The sequence below is a fragment of the Achromobacter sp. DMS1 genome (assembly GCF_001270295.1).
This window is the reverse complement of sequence record NZ_LHSJ01000013.1, coordinates 11,173-23,990: the sequence shown is the minus strand read 5'-3', so window position 1 is coordinate 23,990 and position 12,818 is coordinate 11,173. Positions and strand designations below refer to the sequence as shown.

The window sequence follows — 12,818 nt, the reverse complement described above, 5'->3', positions numbered from 1 at the left end:
GAATAAGGGGACGGGTTCCGCCGCGCGCCGCGAGCCGCCCGCCCCAAGCCGGGCGCCGCGGATCCGGCTTCGCCGGTCCGCAGGCGCGCCCCCTCGAGGGGGAAGCGCCGCAGGCGCTTCGGGGGTGGTCCTACATGACTGTCACTATCCTGTCACGTTGAGCTCCTAAGATGCGTGGGTCGCAGAAAGGCGGGCGGCCAAACAGCCCGTCCGGACTCCTCCAACGAGCACAGAAGGAACCCCTGATGTTCAAACGCGTCTTCAAACAAGTTTCCGTGGGCGTCGCGCTGAGCGCCGCCGTGTTCGCGGCCCAGGCCGCCAACGTCACCGGCGCGGGCGCCTCCTTCCCGTATCCCGTCTACGCCAAGTGGGCCTCCGACTACAAGGCGGCCACCGGCAATGCCGTGAACTACCAGTCCATCGGCTCGGGCGGCGGCCAGCAGCAGATCATCGCCAAGACCGTGGACTTCGGCGCCTCGGACGATCCCATGAAGGCCGACGCCCTCGACAAGAACGGCCTGCTGCAGTTCCCGGCCGTGATCGGCGGCACCGTGGCCGTGGTGAACATCGACGGCGTGGAGCCCGGCAAGCTGAAGCTCTCGGGCAAGGTCCTGGCCGACATCTTCCTGGGCAAGGTCAAGAAGTGGAACGACAACGCCATCACGGCGCTCAACCCCGGCCTGAAGCTGCCCGCCGCCGACATCGTGGTGGTGCATCGCTCCGACGGTTCGGGCACCACCTTCGGCTGGACCAACTACCTGTCCAAGGTTTCGCCCGAGTGGAAAGAGCAGGTGGGCGAGGGCAAGGCCGTGAAGTGGCCCACCGGCCAGGGCGGCAAGGGCAACGAAGGCGTGGCCGCCTACGTGGGCCAGCTCAAGAACTCCATCGGCTACGTGGAATACGCCTACGCCAAGCAGAACAAGCTGGCGTGGACGCAGCTCCAGAACAAGGACGGCAAGTTCGTGCAGCCCGAGCAGAAGGCGTTCGCCGCCGCGGCCGCCAACGCCGACTGGAAGAGCGCGCCGGGCATGGGCGTGGTGCTGACCAACGAGCCGGGCGCCGATTCGTGGCCCGTGACCGCCGCCACCTTCATCCTGGTGCACAAGGTGCAGGACAAGCCGGCGCAGGGCAAGGCGGTGCTGGAGTTCTTCGACTGGGCGTTCAAGAACGGCGCCAAGTCGGCCGAGGCCCTGGACTACGTGCCGCTGCCGGAGTCGGTCACCAAGGAAATCCGCGGCGCCTGGGGCGAGATCAAGTCCGCCGACGGCAAGCCCGTCTGGCAATAAAGCGTGCCGGCGCGGGGCGCCATGCCTCGCGCCGTCCGCCTTGCGGCCGGCCCGCCCCGCGTCGCCGGCCTTGCCCGAGCAGAACGAACCCCTGTTTTCCCGAGGAAAGTCCATCCATGAGCGCGGTAATGGATAATAGTGTGCCGCTTTCGCCTTCCGGGGCGGACTCCGTGACTACCGGCACGCCTTCGCCTATGAAGCAAAGCAAAAACGCGCTGATGGATGCGCTGTTCAAGAATCTCACCCGCCTGTTCGCCTTCCTGGTGTTCATCCTGCTGGCGGCCATCATGGTGTCGCTCGTCTACGGCAGCCGTGAAACCCTGGCCAAGTACGGGCTCTCGTTCCTGTGGCTGAACGACTGGGATCCGGTCAAGCAGAGCTACGGCGCGGTGGTTCCCATCATCGGAACCCTGCTCACCTCGGCCATCGCGCTCATCATCGCCGTGCCCGTGTCCTTCGGCATCGCCATCTTCCTGACCGAGCTGTCGCCGGCCTGGCTGCGCCGGCCGCTGGGCACCGCCGTCGAAATGCTGGCCGCCATTCCCTCCATCATCTACGGCATGTGGGGCCTGTTCGTATTCGTGCCGGTGTTCCAGCAGCACGTGCAGCCGTTCCTCATCGCCACGCTGGGCAGCGTGCCCGTGATCGGCGGCCTGTTCGCCGGGCCGCCTTTCGGCATCGGCATCTTCACCGCGGGCCTGATCCTGTCCATCATGATTATTCCCTTCATTGCCGCGGTGATGCGCGACGTGTTCGAGCTGGTGCCCGCCATGCTCAAGGAATCCGCCTACGGCCTGGGCAGCACGACCTGGGAAGTGATGTGGCGCGTGGTGCTGCCCTTCACCAAGTCGGGCGTCATCGGCGGCATCATGCTGGGCCTGGGCCGCGCGCTGGGCGAAACCATGGCGGTCACCTTCGTGATCGGCAACGCCTTCAAGTGGTCCGGCTCGCTCTTCTCGCCGGGCAACTCCATTGCTTCCGCGCTCGCCAACGAATTCAACGAAGCGGGCGGCATCCAGAAATCCGCGCTGCTGGAACTGGGCCTGATCCTGTTCCTCATCACCACCGTGGTGCTGGCGCTGTCGAAAATGCTGCTGGTCCGCCTGGCGGCCGGCGAAGGCCGCAAGACCTGAGGCTCCAAGGAAAAAACATGGCTGTTTCCGTCCTCAACATGCAGAACGGCATCTATCGCCGGCGCCGAATCGTCAACCGCGTCATGCTGGGCATCTCGCTGGGCACGCTGGCCTTCGGCCTGTTCTGGCTCTTCTGGATCATCCTCACGCTGCTCGTGAAGGGCGCGCCGGCGCTGTCGCTGACGCTGTTCACCGAAATCACGCCGCCGCCGGGCCAGCAGGGCGGCCTGCTCAACGCCGTGATCGGCAGCCTGCTCATGGCGGGCGTGGGCACCCTGATCGGCACGCCGGTGGGCATCCTGGCGGGCACCTACCTCGCCGAATACGGCCAGCGCGGCTGGCTCGCGCCGGCCACGCGTTTTCTCAACGACGTGCTGCTGTCGGCGCCGTCCATCATCATCGGCCTCTTCATCTACGCCATCTACGTGGCGCAGGTGGGCCACTATTCCGGATGGGCCGGCGCCCTGGCGCTGTCCATCCTGGTGATTCCGGTGGTGGTGCGAACCACCGACAACATGCTGCTGCTGGTGCCCAACAGCCTGCGCGAGGCCGCCGCGGCGCTGGGCTGCCCGAAGTGGCGCATGATCACCATGGTGTGCTATCGCGCCGCCAAGACCGGCATCATCACCGGAGTGCTGCTCGCCATCGCCCGCATTTCCGGCGAAACCGCGCCGCTGCTTTTTACCGCGCTGTCCAACCAGTTCATGTCGCTGAACATGAACGCGCCGATGGCGAACCTGCCCGTGGTCATCTACCAGTACGCGGCCAGCCCCTTCAAGGACTGGAACAACCTGGCCTGGGCCGGCGCCACGCTGATCACCCTGCTGGTGCTGGGCATCAACATCGTCGCCCGCAACATGTTCCGCAAGTAAAGGCCGCTACGCCGGCGCCGCTTTGGAGCCGGCTTCAGGAAAACCCAATGGAAAACACCGCCGCCGCCGTCAAGAACAAGATCGAGGTCAAGAACCTCAACTTCTACTACGGCAAGTTCCATGCCATCCGCAATGTGAACATGTCGATCCAGGAAAAGAAGGTTACCGCCTTCATCGGCCCTTCGGGCTGTGGCAAGTCCACGCTGCTGCGCACCTTCAACCGCATGTTCGAGCTGTACCCCGGCCAGCGAGCCGAGGGCGAAATCATCCTCGACGGCGAAAACCTGCTCACCTCGAAGAAAGACATCTCGCTTATCCGCGCCAAGGTGGGCATGGTGTTCCAGAAGCCCACGCCGTTTCCCATGAGCATCTACGACAACATCGCCTTCGGCGTGCGCCTGTTCGAGCGCCTGTCCAAGGGCGAGATGGACGAGCGCGTGGAGTGGGCGCTGAGCAAGGCTGCGCTGTGGAATGAAGTGAAAGACAAACTGCACCAGAGCGGCAACAGCCTGTCCGGCGGCCAGCAGCAGCGCCTGTGCATCGCGCGCGGCGTGGCCATCAAGCCCGAAGTCCTGCTGCTGGACGAGCCGTGTTCGGCGCTGGACCCGATCTCCACTGCCAAGATCGAAGAGCTGATCGCCGAACTCAAGAACGAGTACACCGTGGTCATCGTGACGCACAACATGCAGCAGGCCGCGCGCTGCTCGGACTTCACCGCCTACATGTACCTGGGCGAGCTGGTGGAGTACGGACAGACCGACCAGATCTTCGTGAAGCCCGCCCGCAAGGAAACCGAAGACTACATCACCGGCCGCTTCGGCTGAGGCGACGGGCTTCCGGGCCTCAGTCGCCCTGGGCGGGCAGGGGCTCGTCTGCCGCATGCGCGGCCGCCGCCCGCCGCGCCGGGATCAGCATCACCAGGATCGCCGCCAGCGCCGCCGCGCAGGAAAACACGACGAAATTCCACGCCAGCGGCAGCTTCAGGCTGGCGAGATAGCCGCCCACGATCGGCCCGCTCATGGCGCCGATGCGCGCGAAACTCAGCGCCCAGCCAGTCGCCGCGCCGCGCGCGTGCGCCGGATAGTAGCCCGCCAGGTAGCCGGTGAGAATCAGCGAAGACGAAATGCTGCCCACGCCGGCCAGCGCCACCCACAGATAATTCACGGCCAGCGAATTGCGGTAGGTCAGGCAGTAAATGCCCGCCGCGCCCACCAGGAAAAACAGCGACACGATGCGGCGCGGCTCGCTCTTGTCGGCAAACCGGCCCAGCACCAGACCGCCCACCGCCGAGGCCAGGCTGAAGACGAGCAGGAACGAGATGCTCGAACCCAGGTCGTAGCCGTTCTTGCGCATGATCTGCGGCAGCCAGGTGTTCAGCCCATACACCAGCATCATCCCCAGGAACAGCGCGCCCCAGAAACACAGCGTGGCCCGCAATTGGCGCGGAGCGAACACCGCCGCCAGCACATCGCGCCACGTCGCCTTCTCGCCCTCCACCTCGCGCGGCCGGAACGGCTCCAGCGAGGCGATGCCCAGGCGCGCGGCCTGCGCGCGGGCGCCGGCCTCGTCGCCCTTGGACAAGAGATACTCCAGCGATTCGGGCAGCAGGCGCGCCAGCAGCGGCAGCAGCACCAGCGGCAGGGCGCCCGCCGCAATGACGGCGCGCCAGCCCCAATGGGCCAGCAGGGCCATGGCCACGGCCGCCGAGCACAGGATGCCCAGCGAATACCCCGAGTACATCACCCCGTAATTGAAGCCGCGGCGCGGCGGCGGCGAGTACTCGATCGTCAGCGCCGCCGCCACCGGGATCACCCCGCCCAGCCCCAGGCCGCCCAGGAACCGGAACGCCGCGAACCAGGCCGGCGTCGGCGCCCAGGCCGCGCCCACCATGGTGAGCGAGAACAGCCCCACGCATCCCAGCAGCATGCGCCGCCGCCCCAGCAGATCGCTCAGCGTGCCCACCGCGAACGAACCCACGAACATGCCCGCCAGCGCATAGCTGCCCAGCATGCCCAGTTCCAGCGGGGTCAGGTTCCATTCCCTGTACTCCGCCAGCGCCGGCAGCACCGCGCCCATCACGCCCACGTCGTAGCCTTCGAACAGAATGGCCAGCCAGCAGACGAGCAACACGGTATAGGTAGTGCGGCCCGGCGTACCCCAGGCTGGCGCGGCGGATGCGTGAGACATGATTTTCCCGATGAACGATTGTGATTGTGTATACGCCTCGCAGCCGATGCTAACGGCCTGTGGCGGCACGCCCCAGGCGGGCGGCTTTTTAATTTAGGCTTGAAATATATAGGCGTCAATCGGTAACTGCTCGCATGCCATCGCCCCGGCGGGCAGGCCGGATCTGTTATAGTGGCGACCCTTCGGGGCGTAGCGCAGCCTGGTAGCGCATCTGCTTTGGGAGCAGAGGGTCGCGAGTTCGAATCCCGCCGCCCCGACCAATAAAATCAAAGGGTTAGCTCAATGTCGTTGAGCTGGCCCTTTTTCTTTGCCCGGCTTATGGGACAACCTATGGGACAACGAACTTGCAGTGGGCCGTGAGCAAATCCATGTGGGCATTGAGGCAAGAATGCGCAGTCGGTCGCAATAGCGTATTTCGCCGCCTGTCTTCTCTCTCCTGGGTTCGAGTTGAGGCGGGCCCATTCCTCTGAGCCTGTGTGCGCTTGGGGCATGGTCGGCGCCAACTTGCTTGGTCGCTCGGTTCCGGCGGGCAAAGATTTTCGCCCGAACTCTGACCGGGCCAGGATCAGACCTCGCGTGGGGTCGAGATTCACGGCGCTACCTCGAAGCCGGCAACATTCAAGCCGGATCGGCGGGCAGGGCAGGGATAAAGTCGCTCGCTCGCAGTTCTTCGGCAATCAGCCGGGCTATCCAGATTTTCCTCTCGGAAGACATACGCCCCTTGATCGCGGCAACGCTGATGGCAGCTTGGCTGCCCGTCGCAATCTCGAAGCGCATATGCGTGACGACCTGGGGATGGGTGTCGTTCTGGCCGCGCGCCGTGATGAGCCCGGCATTGATGAAGGCGGTATCCGCTGCACTGCGAGTCCCGCGACCCCTGAATAGACGCGCAGTACCGTTCGCGTCGGCAATGGAGCGCAGAGCCCTCCCGAGCTGGTCATTACTGTCGTCCACCGCAAGGCCCATGGTCAGGTTATACAGCAGGCAATTAGCGATCGCCTGCCGCGCGTCAGCGGGGGCTTGGTCGAAGCGCAGCCTCATGGCCCATTCGGAGAGTTCACGGGAAAGCGATTGTTGATGAGTCATTGTCCGTTTTCCTTAGTCGCAGCTTATCCGTAACGACCACCGCTGATATGAACTACCTCGCCAGACATGAAACCTGCTTGGGCCGATGCCAGAAACGCCACCAAAGCCGCAAGCGCCTTGAGTTCGCTTTCGTTTTTTAAGTTCAGGAACGGCCGACTGAAGTTTGCGAATACCGAATACTCTGCGATGGCCTCGTGCTTGCTGTCGTACAGGCTGCGCCATATGGCATTGCGCAGGCGCTGCTGGTTGTCGGTCTTCCCCGACGCTGTCCGCCAGGCCCTCGACGACAATCCGATGCTGATGCCGTCGAGCGGATTCCGAGGCACGCCAGGCATCGTGGTCCGCAAGAGCGACGTCTTGGCCAAGCATTGAGAGGCATGCCCCAAGGTGAGCAACTGGCCGAGGTGCCGGGGTCCGTCCATTTCCCATGGCAGAAATGAAGGCATGCGCTACCTGCCCATGCTCTCGTGGCGCGCGACGAACGGGCGTCCATCCCTTGCAGATCCATGGCGCGCGCAACGGCGGCTTCATCGATTCCAGTCCCGCGGGCCGCGCTCGTGGGCAGGGCCATGGAAAGCGTGCTATTGCTCGCGACCCGCGGTCGATGTTCTGATGGGGCATGGGCCGCGTTTCGTGTTTCCGTGGGCGCCGCGCCGTGGATGTCAATTGTTGTTACCCACGCCCGGGGGGCCTGCCCGGAGGTGCGCGTATCGTTCTGCAACATTGCGCGGCGATGTGCAACGCAGACGCATGCGCGCGGATGCAGCTACCGACCAGTTGGTCGCTAGTTGACTTAGGTCAATCCCTTTTGGCGCGCCACGCGACACCATAGGGTCGTCACGTTTGTCAGCAACGCCTCGCGAAGGAGTATGCCGTGTCAGAGCCGGCGGATGCCGCCCCTCCCGATTCCATCGACGCGCACGCGCATGCGCTCTGGGCACGCGCCTGGACGTCGCTTTCGCCGGAATCGGCCACGCTGGCCATGGTGGACTGGCTGAGCCACCTGGCGCGCTCGCCCGGCAAGCGCCTGCAATTGACGAAGCTGGCGATCGACCAGGCGCAGGAGCTTTCCGACTATCTGCGCGAATATGCGCACGTGGGCCCGCTGAAGGGGCCGGCGCATATCGAACCGCCCATCCTGGACCGTCGTTTCCGCGATCCCGCATGGCGGCAATGGCCTTTCAGTCTGCTGCACCAGAGTTTCCTCATGACGCAGCACTGGTGGGAGGCGGCGACCAGCGATATCTGGGGGCTGTCGCGGCATCACCAGAAAGTCGTTGCCTTTACGGCCCGGCAGTGGCTGGATATTTTCTCGCCCGGCAACCTGCTGGCGACCAACCCGGTGGCGCTGCGGCGCACGGTGGAGGAAGCCGGCATGAATCTCGTGCGCGGCATGAACAATCTGCTGGAAGACATACAGCGGCGCGCCGCAGGCCTGCCGCCCGCCGGGACGGAGCGCTTCGTCGTGGGAAAGGACGTGGCGGTGACGCCGGGCAAGGTGGTGCTGCGCAATCCGGTCATGGAGCTGATCCAGTACGGCCCGGCCACCTCCAGGGTGCATCCGGAGCCCATACTGGTCGTGCCGGCGTGGATCATGAAGTACTACATCCTGGATCTGTCGCCGTCGAACTCGCTGATCCGGTATCTGGTGGCGCAAGGCTATACCGTGTTCTGCATATCATGGAAGAATCCAAGCTATGCCGAGCGGAACTTCGGCATGGACGAATACATGGAGCATGGCGTTCATGCCGCGCTCGATGCCATCCGGGCCATCGTGCCGGACCGGAAGATTCATGCCACGGGTTACTGCCTGGGCGGCACGCTGCTGGCCATCGCGGCCGCGGCCATGGTGCGCGACGGCCAGGCCGGGCGCCTGGCGTCGCTGAGCTTGTTCACGGCGCAAACGGATTTCAGCGAGCCGGGTGAGCTGGGCCTGTTCATCGACGAGAGCCAGGTCAGCCTGCTGGAGGCGCAGATGGCGGAGTCGGGCTATCTGCGGGCGGATCAGATGGTGGCGGCGTTCCAGATGCTGCGTTCCTATGACCTTCTGTGGTCGCGGCTGGTGGAAGAGTATCTGTTGGGCGAGCGCCGCCCCATGAATGATCTGATGGCGTGGAACGCCGACGCCACGCGCATGCCGGCGCGGATGCATTCTCAGTATCTGCGCCGGCTGTTTCTCGACAACGACCTGGCCAACGGCCGCTATCCGGTGGGAGACAGGCCGGTGACGCTGAGCACGCTGGATCTGCCCACGTTCTGCGTGGGCACCGTGAAGGATCACGTCGCGCCGTGGCGGTCGGTGTACAAGCTGCATCACCTGTCTCCCGCAGAAATCACTTTCGTGCTTACGACCGGCGGGCACAACGCCGGCATCATCAGCGAGCCCGGGCATCCGCGCAGGCAGTACCAGATCGCGACGCGTCCGCGCGGCGGCGGCTATGTGTCGCCGGACGAGTGGGCCGCCAAGGTCAAGGTCCACCGCGGTTCGTGGTGGGAAGCCTGGGCTGCCTGGCTCAAGAGCCGCTCGGGGGCCCCGGTCAAGCCGCCTGCGCTTGGAGCGGCTGCGCGCGGCTATGCGCCGCTCTGCGATGCCCCCGGGCTGTACGTCAAGGAGAAGTAGCCATGCCGTCGCCATACGCCAGAAACGGGCCGGCGGCCGACGTGGCCATACCCTCCCGCCGCCTCCTGCGGGAGCAATCCGATTGCTAAGGAGTTTCCATGGCTACCAACAACGCTTTTCCCTTCGACCTGCTGAGGGCCAACATCGAGCTGCATCTCCGCGTTGCACAGTTGCTGCACGAAAACAGCCAGCGATGGCTGGGGCTGGCCTCCCGCGTCAGCCAGGAAGGCGCGGGCGAATACAAGGCCGAGATCGAGAACCTGGGGCAGACCTCGACGTGGCAGACGCTGCTCGCGCTGCCGGCCGAGGCGTTCTGGCGCCAGGTGCAGCAGCGTTTCGCGGACGCGCAGAACGCCACCCAGATCGCGATCGAGAACCAGGCGGCGTTCACGCAGGGCCTGCAGCAGGCGATCCAGTCCTGGCAGAAATCCTCGATAGGCGGCATCGAGCCCGGCGGCGCCAAGCTTCCGTTCCTCGACTACTTCGGAAACTGGGGCGCCCAATGGGCTCCGGCCGAGGGCGGAGCGGCCAAGAAGAAAGGGGACGCCCATGTCGGCTAAACACACTGCGCTGGTAACGGGCGGCATGAGCGGGCTGGGCGAAGCCATCGCGCTCCGGCTGCACGACGCGGGCCACGAGGTGATCGTCACCCACAGCAAGGCCAATACGCGCGCCGAAGAATGGCTGCGGCAGCAGGCCGGGCGCGGTTACGCGTTCCGGGCCTACGGGACCGATGTCTCGGACTTCGACTCGTGCCAGGAGATGGCGGCGCGCATCCACGCCGATGGCCTGGCGGTCGACATCCTGATCAACGACGCCGGCATTACCCGCGACGGCAGCTTCCGGAAAATGAGCAAGGAGAGCTGGGACGCGGTGCTGCGCACCAACCTCGACTCCATGTTCAACGTGACCAAGCCGTTCGTCGAGGGCATGGTGCAGCGGGGCTGGGGCCGCATCGTCAACATCTCGTCCGTCAATGGCAGCAAGGGGCAATTCGGCCAGACGAACTACTCGGCGTCCAAGGCGGGAATCCACGGCTTCACCAAGTCGCTCGCGCTGGAGCTGGCGAGCAAGGGCGTCACGGTCAATACCGTGTCGCCGGGCTATCTCGAGACGCAGATGGTCGCCAAGATTCCCAGGGACATCCTGGAGTCGCAGATCATTTCGCAGATTCCGGTGGGCAGGCTGGGCCAGCCCGCGGAAATCGCCGAGCTGGTCGCGTTCCTCTGCAGCGACGCCGCGGCCTTCATGACGGGCAGCAACCTGGCCATGAACGGCGGACAGCACATGTATTGAAGCGGGGCGGGGCGGCCGCTGCGGTCGGCCCCGGCCCGCGTTGGGCACGACGTGCAAGGAGTATTGCCATGAAGTATTCGTTCTCGGGCGTGTCGGCGCTGGTCACCGGCGCCGCGTCCGGCATCGGGGAGGCCACCGCCCGCCTGCTGGCCGCCAACGGCCTGTCGGTGGTCGTCTCGGACCGGGATGCCGCCGCGGTGCGGCGCGTGGTCGACGATATCGTCGCGGCGGGCGGCAAGGCGGCGGCCAACGTCGCCGACGTGTCCAGGCCCGGCGAGGTGGAGGCGGCCGTCGATTGCGCGGTGAAGCATTTCGGGGCGCTGCACTTCGCGGTCAACAATGCCGGTGTCGGCGGGGATTCGGGCCCGGCGGGCGAGATGGCGCTCGACGTCTGGCAACGCGTCATCGACATCAATCTCAATGGCGTGGCGTACGGCCTGCGCTACGAGATTCCGGCCATTCTCGCCGCCGGCGGCGGGGCGATCGTCAATATGTCCTCGATCCTGGGGCTGGTCGGCGCCGGCCATGCGCCCGCCTACAACGCGTCCAAGCATGGCGTTACGGGCCTGACGCGCTCCGCGGCGCTGGCCTACTCGGCCAAGGGCATCCGCGTCAATTCCATCCATCCGGGCTACGTGGACACGCCGCTGCTTGGCCGCTACGATGCCGCCACCCGCGCGGGACTGGTCAGCCAGCATCCTATCGGCCGCCTCGGAAGCGCCGGGGAAATCGCCCATGCGATTGCATTCCTGCTGTCCGACGGCGCGAGTTTCATTACCGGCAGCGCCCTGGTCGCGGACGGCGGCTACACCGCGCAATAGGCATCCGGATATGCCGGGGCCCGGCGGCCGGCCAGGCCCGCCTGGGCCAGTGCGCGAACAGCTCCAGGCAGAAGTCCACGAAAATCCGCCCCAGGCCGGGGTGGGCGGCGCCCCGGCGCTGGCGGCGGCCTGGACGCTGGCCGGCGCGGGCGTGCTCGCGCAATTGGCTTTCTGGATGGGCGCGGCGTCCGGGTTGACACGCCCGAGGGCGCTATTGCGATGACGACGCGGCTTCCTGCTGCCCGCTGCGCACGTTGCGGACCGCGCCGCTGTCCACCGCCCCGGCCTGGTTGCCCCAGCTAGCGCGCACGAAGGTCGCGATGTCGGCAACCTGCTGGTCCGTCAGCCGCCAGCCGAAGGCCGGCATGGTGAAGGTGGAAGGCCGCGTGGCGGTGGCCGGCACCTCGTGGCCCTGGAGCACGATGCCTATCACGTTGCGCGGGTCGGCCGCGAGCACGGCGCTGTTGCCCGCCAGGGCCGGGAACACCTGCGCATAGCCCTTGCCGTCGGAACGGTGGCACGCGGCGCAATTGTCCAGGTACAGGGCGGCGCCGCGCGCGCGCGCGTCGCCCTTCCACAGGGCGTTGGCGGTGTCCGGGCTGGCGGCGTAGGCGGGGTCGCCGCGGCCCGGTTCGCGCGGCGACAGGGCCTTCAGGTACACGGCGATGGCCCGCAGATCCCGGTCGCTCAGGTATTGCGTGCTGTGGCGGATGACGTCGCTCATGCCGCCGAAGACGGCGGTCTGGTTGTTGCGCCCGGTCTTCAGCAGATCGACGATGTCCTGTTCCGACCAGCGGCCCAGGCCGTCGGCGGCTTCGCCGCGCAGGCTCTTGGCGATCCAGCCGTCGATGGGGGCGTCGCCGCCGCTCAGGTAGACGGGGTCGCTGTCGGTGAGGGCCTTTTCCTGCATGGTGAAGGCGCGCGGCGTATGGCACGAGCCGCAGTGTCCCAGGCCCTCGACCAGGTAGGCGCCGCGCAGCTTGGGGTCGGCCTGCGGCGAGACGGCGTCGGCCTTGGCCTGGACCTCGTCGGCGTCGGGCGCGAACAGCATGCGCCAGACGGCCAGCGGCCAGCGCATGGAAAGCGGCCACGGGATGTCGTTGTCGGGCACCGCATGCTCCACCGGTGCGACGCCTTTCATGAAGTAGGCGTACAGGTCGCGCATGTCCTGCTCGCTCAGCCGGGCATAGGACGGGTAGGGCATGGCGGGGTAGAGGCTGCCCCGGTCGCGCGATACGCCCTCGCGCACGGCCCGGTCGAAGTCTTCGAAGCTGTAGCCGCCGATGCCGGTCTTGGCGTCGGGCGTGATGTTGGTGGAGTACAGCGTGCCGATGGGCGAGGCCATCGGCAGGCCGCCCGCGTAAGGCTTGCCGCCCGGGGCGGTGTGGCAGGCCACGCAGTCTCCCATGCGCGCCAGGTAGGCGCCGCGCACCAGCGGGTCGCTGGAAGTGGCCCCGTCGTTGGCGGGCGGGGGCGCATGCGGCGCAGCGGAGATCATGGGCTGCGGCCCCGTCTGG

At 66.3% G+C, this 12,818-nt stretch carries 12 protein-coding genes and 1 tRNA gene; 9 read left to right on the top strand and 4 right to left on the bottom strand.

Annotation, left to right across the window (positions count from 1 at the left end):
- The first annotated feature begins 245 nt into the window (after window positions 1–245).
- The 4 genes from pstS to pstB all read left to right on the top strand — a co-directional run bounded on the left by pstS (window position 246) and on the right by pstB (window position 4,115).
- Window positions 246–1,286 carry a phosphate ABC transporter substrate-binding protein PstS gene (gene pstS, locus AD428_RS02940; RefSeq protein ID WP_053244120.1) on the top strand — a complete coding sequence of 347 codons (1,041 nt, stop codon included), beginning with the start codon at window positions 246–248 and terminating at the stop codon, window positions 1,284–1,286.
- A gap of 116 nt (window positions 1,287–1,402) precedes the next feature.
- Window positions 1,403–2,419, top strand: coding sequence for a phosphate ABC transporter permease subunit PstC (gene pstC / locus AD428_RS02935; RefSeq protein ID WP_053244119.1), 1,017 nt, complete (start codon window positions 1,403–1,405; stop codon window positions 2,417–2,419).
- A gap of 17 nt (window positions 2,420–2,436) precedes the next feature.
- The gene (gene pstA / locus AD428_RS02930; protein ID WP_082308232.1) at window positions 2,437–3,291 is read left to right on the top strand and encodes a phosphate ABC transporter permease PstA; all 855 of its coding nucleotides are present in this window, start codon (window positions 2,437–2,439) and stop codon (window positions 3,289–3,291) included.
- A 47-nt stretch (window positions 3,292–3,338) separates the two neighbouring features.
- On the top strand, window positions 3,339–4,115 hold the full coding sequence (pstB, locus tag AD428_RS02925) for a phosphate ABC transporter ATP-binding protein PstB (protein ID WP_053244118.1): 777 nt from the start codon (window positions 3,339–3,341) through the stop codon (window positions 4,113–4,115).
- Between the two features lie 19 nt (window positions 4,116–4,134).
- On the opposite strand, the gene AD428_RS02920 is transcribed toward pstB, so the two are convergent.
- Complete coding sequence (locus tag AD428_RS02920; RefSeq protein ID WP_053244117.1) at window positions 4,135–5,478, bottom strand: MFS transporter; 1,344 nt, start codon at window positions 5,476–5,478, stop codon at window positions 4,135–4,137.
- Between the two features lie 183 nt (window positions 5,479–5,661).
- Here AD428_RS02920 and AD428_RS02915 point away from each other — a divergent pair.
- A tRNA-Pro gene (locus AD428_RS02915) sits at window positions 5,662–5,738 on the top strand.
- A 358-nt stretch (window positions 5,739–6,096) separates the two neighbouring features.
- Here AD428_RS02915 and AD428_RS02910 read toward each other — a convergent pair.
- Both AD428_RS02910 and AD428_RS26975 read right to left on the bottom strand, forming a co-directional pair.
- Complete coding sequence (locus tag AD428_RS02910; protein WP_053244116.1) at window positions 6,097–6,564, bottom strand: hypothetical protein; 468 nt, start codon at window positions 6,562–6,564, stop codon at window positions 6,097–6,099.
- A 23-nt stretch (window positions 6,565–6,587) separates the two neighbouring features.
- The gene (locus AD428_RS26975) at window positions 6,588–7,010 is read right to left on the bottom strand and encodes a hypothetical protein (protein WP_200907981.1); all 423 of its coding nucleotides are present in this window, start codon (window positions 7,008–7,010) and stop codon (window positions 6,588–6,590) included.
- 428 nt (window positions 7,011–7,438) lie between these two features.
- Here AD428_RS26975 and AD428_RS02900 point away from each other — a divergent pair, with 428 nt between their 5' ends.
- The 4 genes from AD428_RS02900 to AD428_RS02885 all read left to right on the top strand — a co-directional run bounded on the left by AD428_RS02900 (window position 7,439) and on the right by AD428_RS02885 (window position 11,301).
- Entirely contained in the window at window positions 7,439–9,184 is a 1,746-nt protein-coding gene (locus AD428_RS02900) for a PHA/PHB synthase family protein (RefSeq protein WP_053244114.1), read from the top strand.
- 98 nt (window positions 9,185–9,282) lie between these two features.
- The gene (locus AD428_RS02895) at window positions 9,283–9,744 is read left to right on the top strand and encodes a phasin family protein (protein ID WP_053244113.1); all 462 of its coding nucleotides are present in this window, start codon (window positions 9,283–9,285) and stop codon (window positions 9,742–9,744) included.
- Entirely contained in the window at window positions 9,734–10,480 is a 747-nt protein-coding gene (gene phbB / locus AD428_RS02890; protein WP_053244112.1) for an acetoacetyl-CoA reductase, read from the top strand. Before AD428_RS02895 ends, phbB begins: the two co-directional genes overlap by 11 nt.
- Window positions 10,481–10,548: 68 nt before the next feature.
- Window positions 10,549–11,301 carry an SDR family NAD(P)-dependent oxidoreductase gene (locus AD428_RS02885; RefSeq protein WP_053244111.1) on the top strand — a complete coding sequence of 251 codons (753 nt, stop codon included), beginning with the start codon at window positions 10,549–10,551 and terminating at the stop codon, window positions 11,299–11,301.
- Between the two features lie 211 nt (window positions 11,302–11,512).
- On the opposite strand, the gene AD428_RS02880 is transcribed toward AD428_RS02885, so the two are convergent.
- Window positions 11,513–12,799: a cytochrome c gene (locus tag AD428_RS02880; protein WP_053244110.1), complete on the bottom strand. Its 1,287-nt coding sequence runs from the start codon at window positions 12,797–12,799 to the stop codon at window positions 11,513–11,515.
- Window positions 12,800–12,818: the final 19 nt, after the last annotated feature.

What these genes read in the sequence shown, in the direction of transcription:
- pstS (WP_053244120.1), top strand. Translation starts at nt 246, where the DNA reads ATGTTCAAACGCGTCTTCAAACAAGTTTCCGTGGGCGTCGCGCTGAGC.
- pstC (WP_053244119.1), top strand. Translation starts at nt 1,403, where the DNA reads ATGAGCGCGGTAATGGATAATAGTGTGCCGCTTTCGCCTTCCGGGGCG.
- pstA (WP_082308232.1), top strand. Translation starts at nt 2,437, where the DNA reads ATGGCTGTTTCCGTCCTCAACATGCAGAACGGCATCTATCGCCGGCGC.
- pstB (WP_053244118.1), top strand. Translation starts at nt 3,339, where the DNA reads ATGGAAAACACCGCCGCCGCCGTCAAGAACAAGATCGAGGTCAAGAAC.
- AD428_RS02920 (WP_053244117.1), bottom strand. Translation starts at nt 5,478, where the DNA reads ATGTCTCACGCATCCGCCGCGCCAGCCTGGGGTACGCCGGGCCGCACT.
- AD428_RS02910 (WP_053244116.1), bottom strand. Translation starts at nt 6,564, where the DNA reads ATGACTCATCAACAATCGCTTTCCCGTGAACTCTCCGAATGGGCCATG.
- AD428_RS26975 (WP_200907981.1), bottom strand. Translation starts at nt 7,010, where the DNA reads ATGCCTTCATTTCTGCCATGGGAAATGGACGGACCCCGGCACCTCGGC.
- AD428_RS02895 (WP_053244113.1), top strand. Translation starts at nt 9,283, where the DNA reads ATGGCTACCAACAACGCTTTTCCCTTCGACCTGCTGAGGGCCAACATC.
- phbB (WP_053244112.1), top strand. Translation starts at nt 9,734, where the DNA reads ATGTCGGCTAAACACACTGCGCTGGTAACGGGCGGCATGAGCGGGCTG.
- AD428_RS02885 (WP_053244111.1), top strand. Translation starts at nt 10,549, where the DNA reads ATGAAGTATTCGTTCTCGGGCGTGTCGGCGCTGGTCACCGGCGCCGCG.
- AD428_RS02880 (WP_053244110.1), bottom strand. Translation starts at nt 12,799, where the DNA reads ATGATCTCCGCTGCGCCGCATGCGCCCCCGCCCGCCAACGACGGGGCC.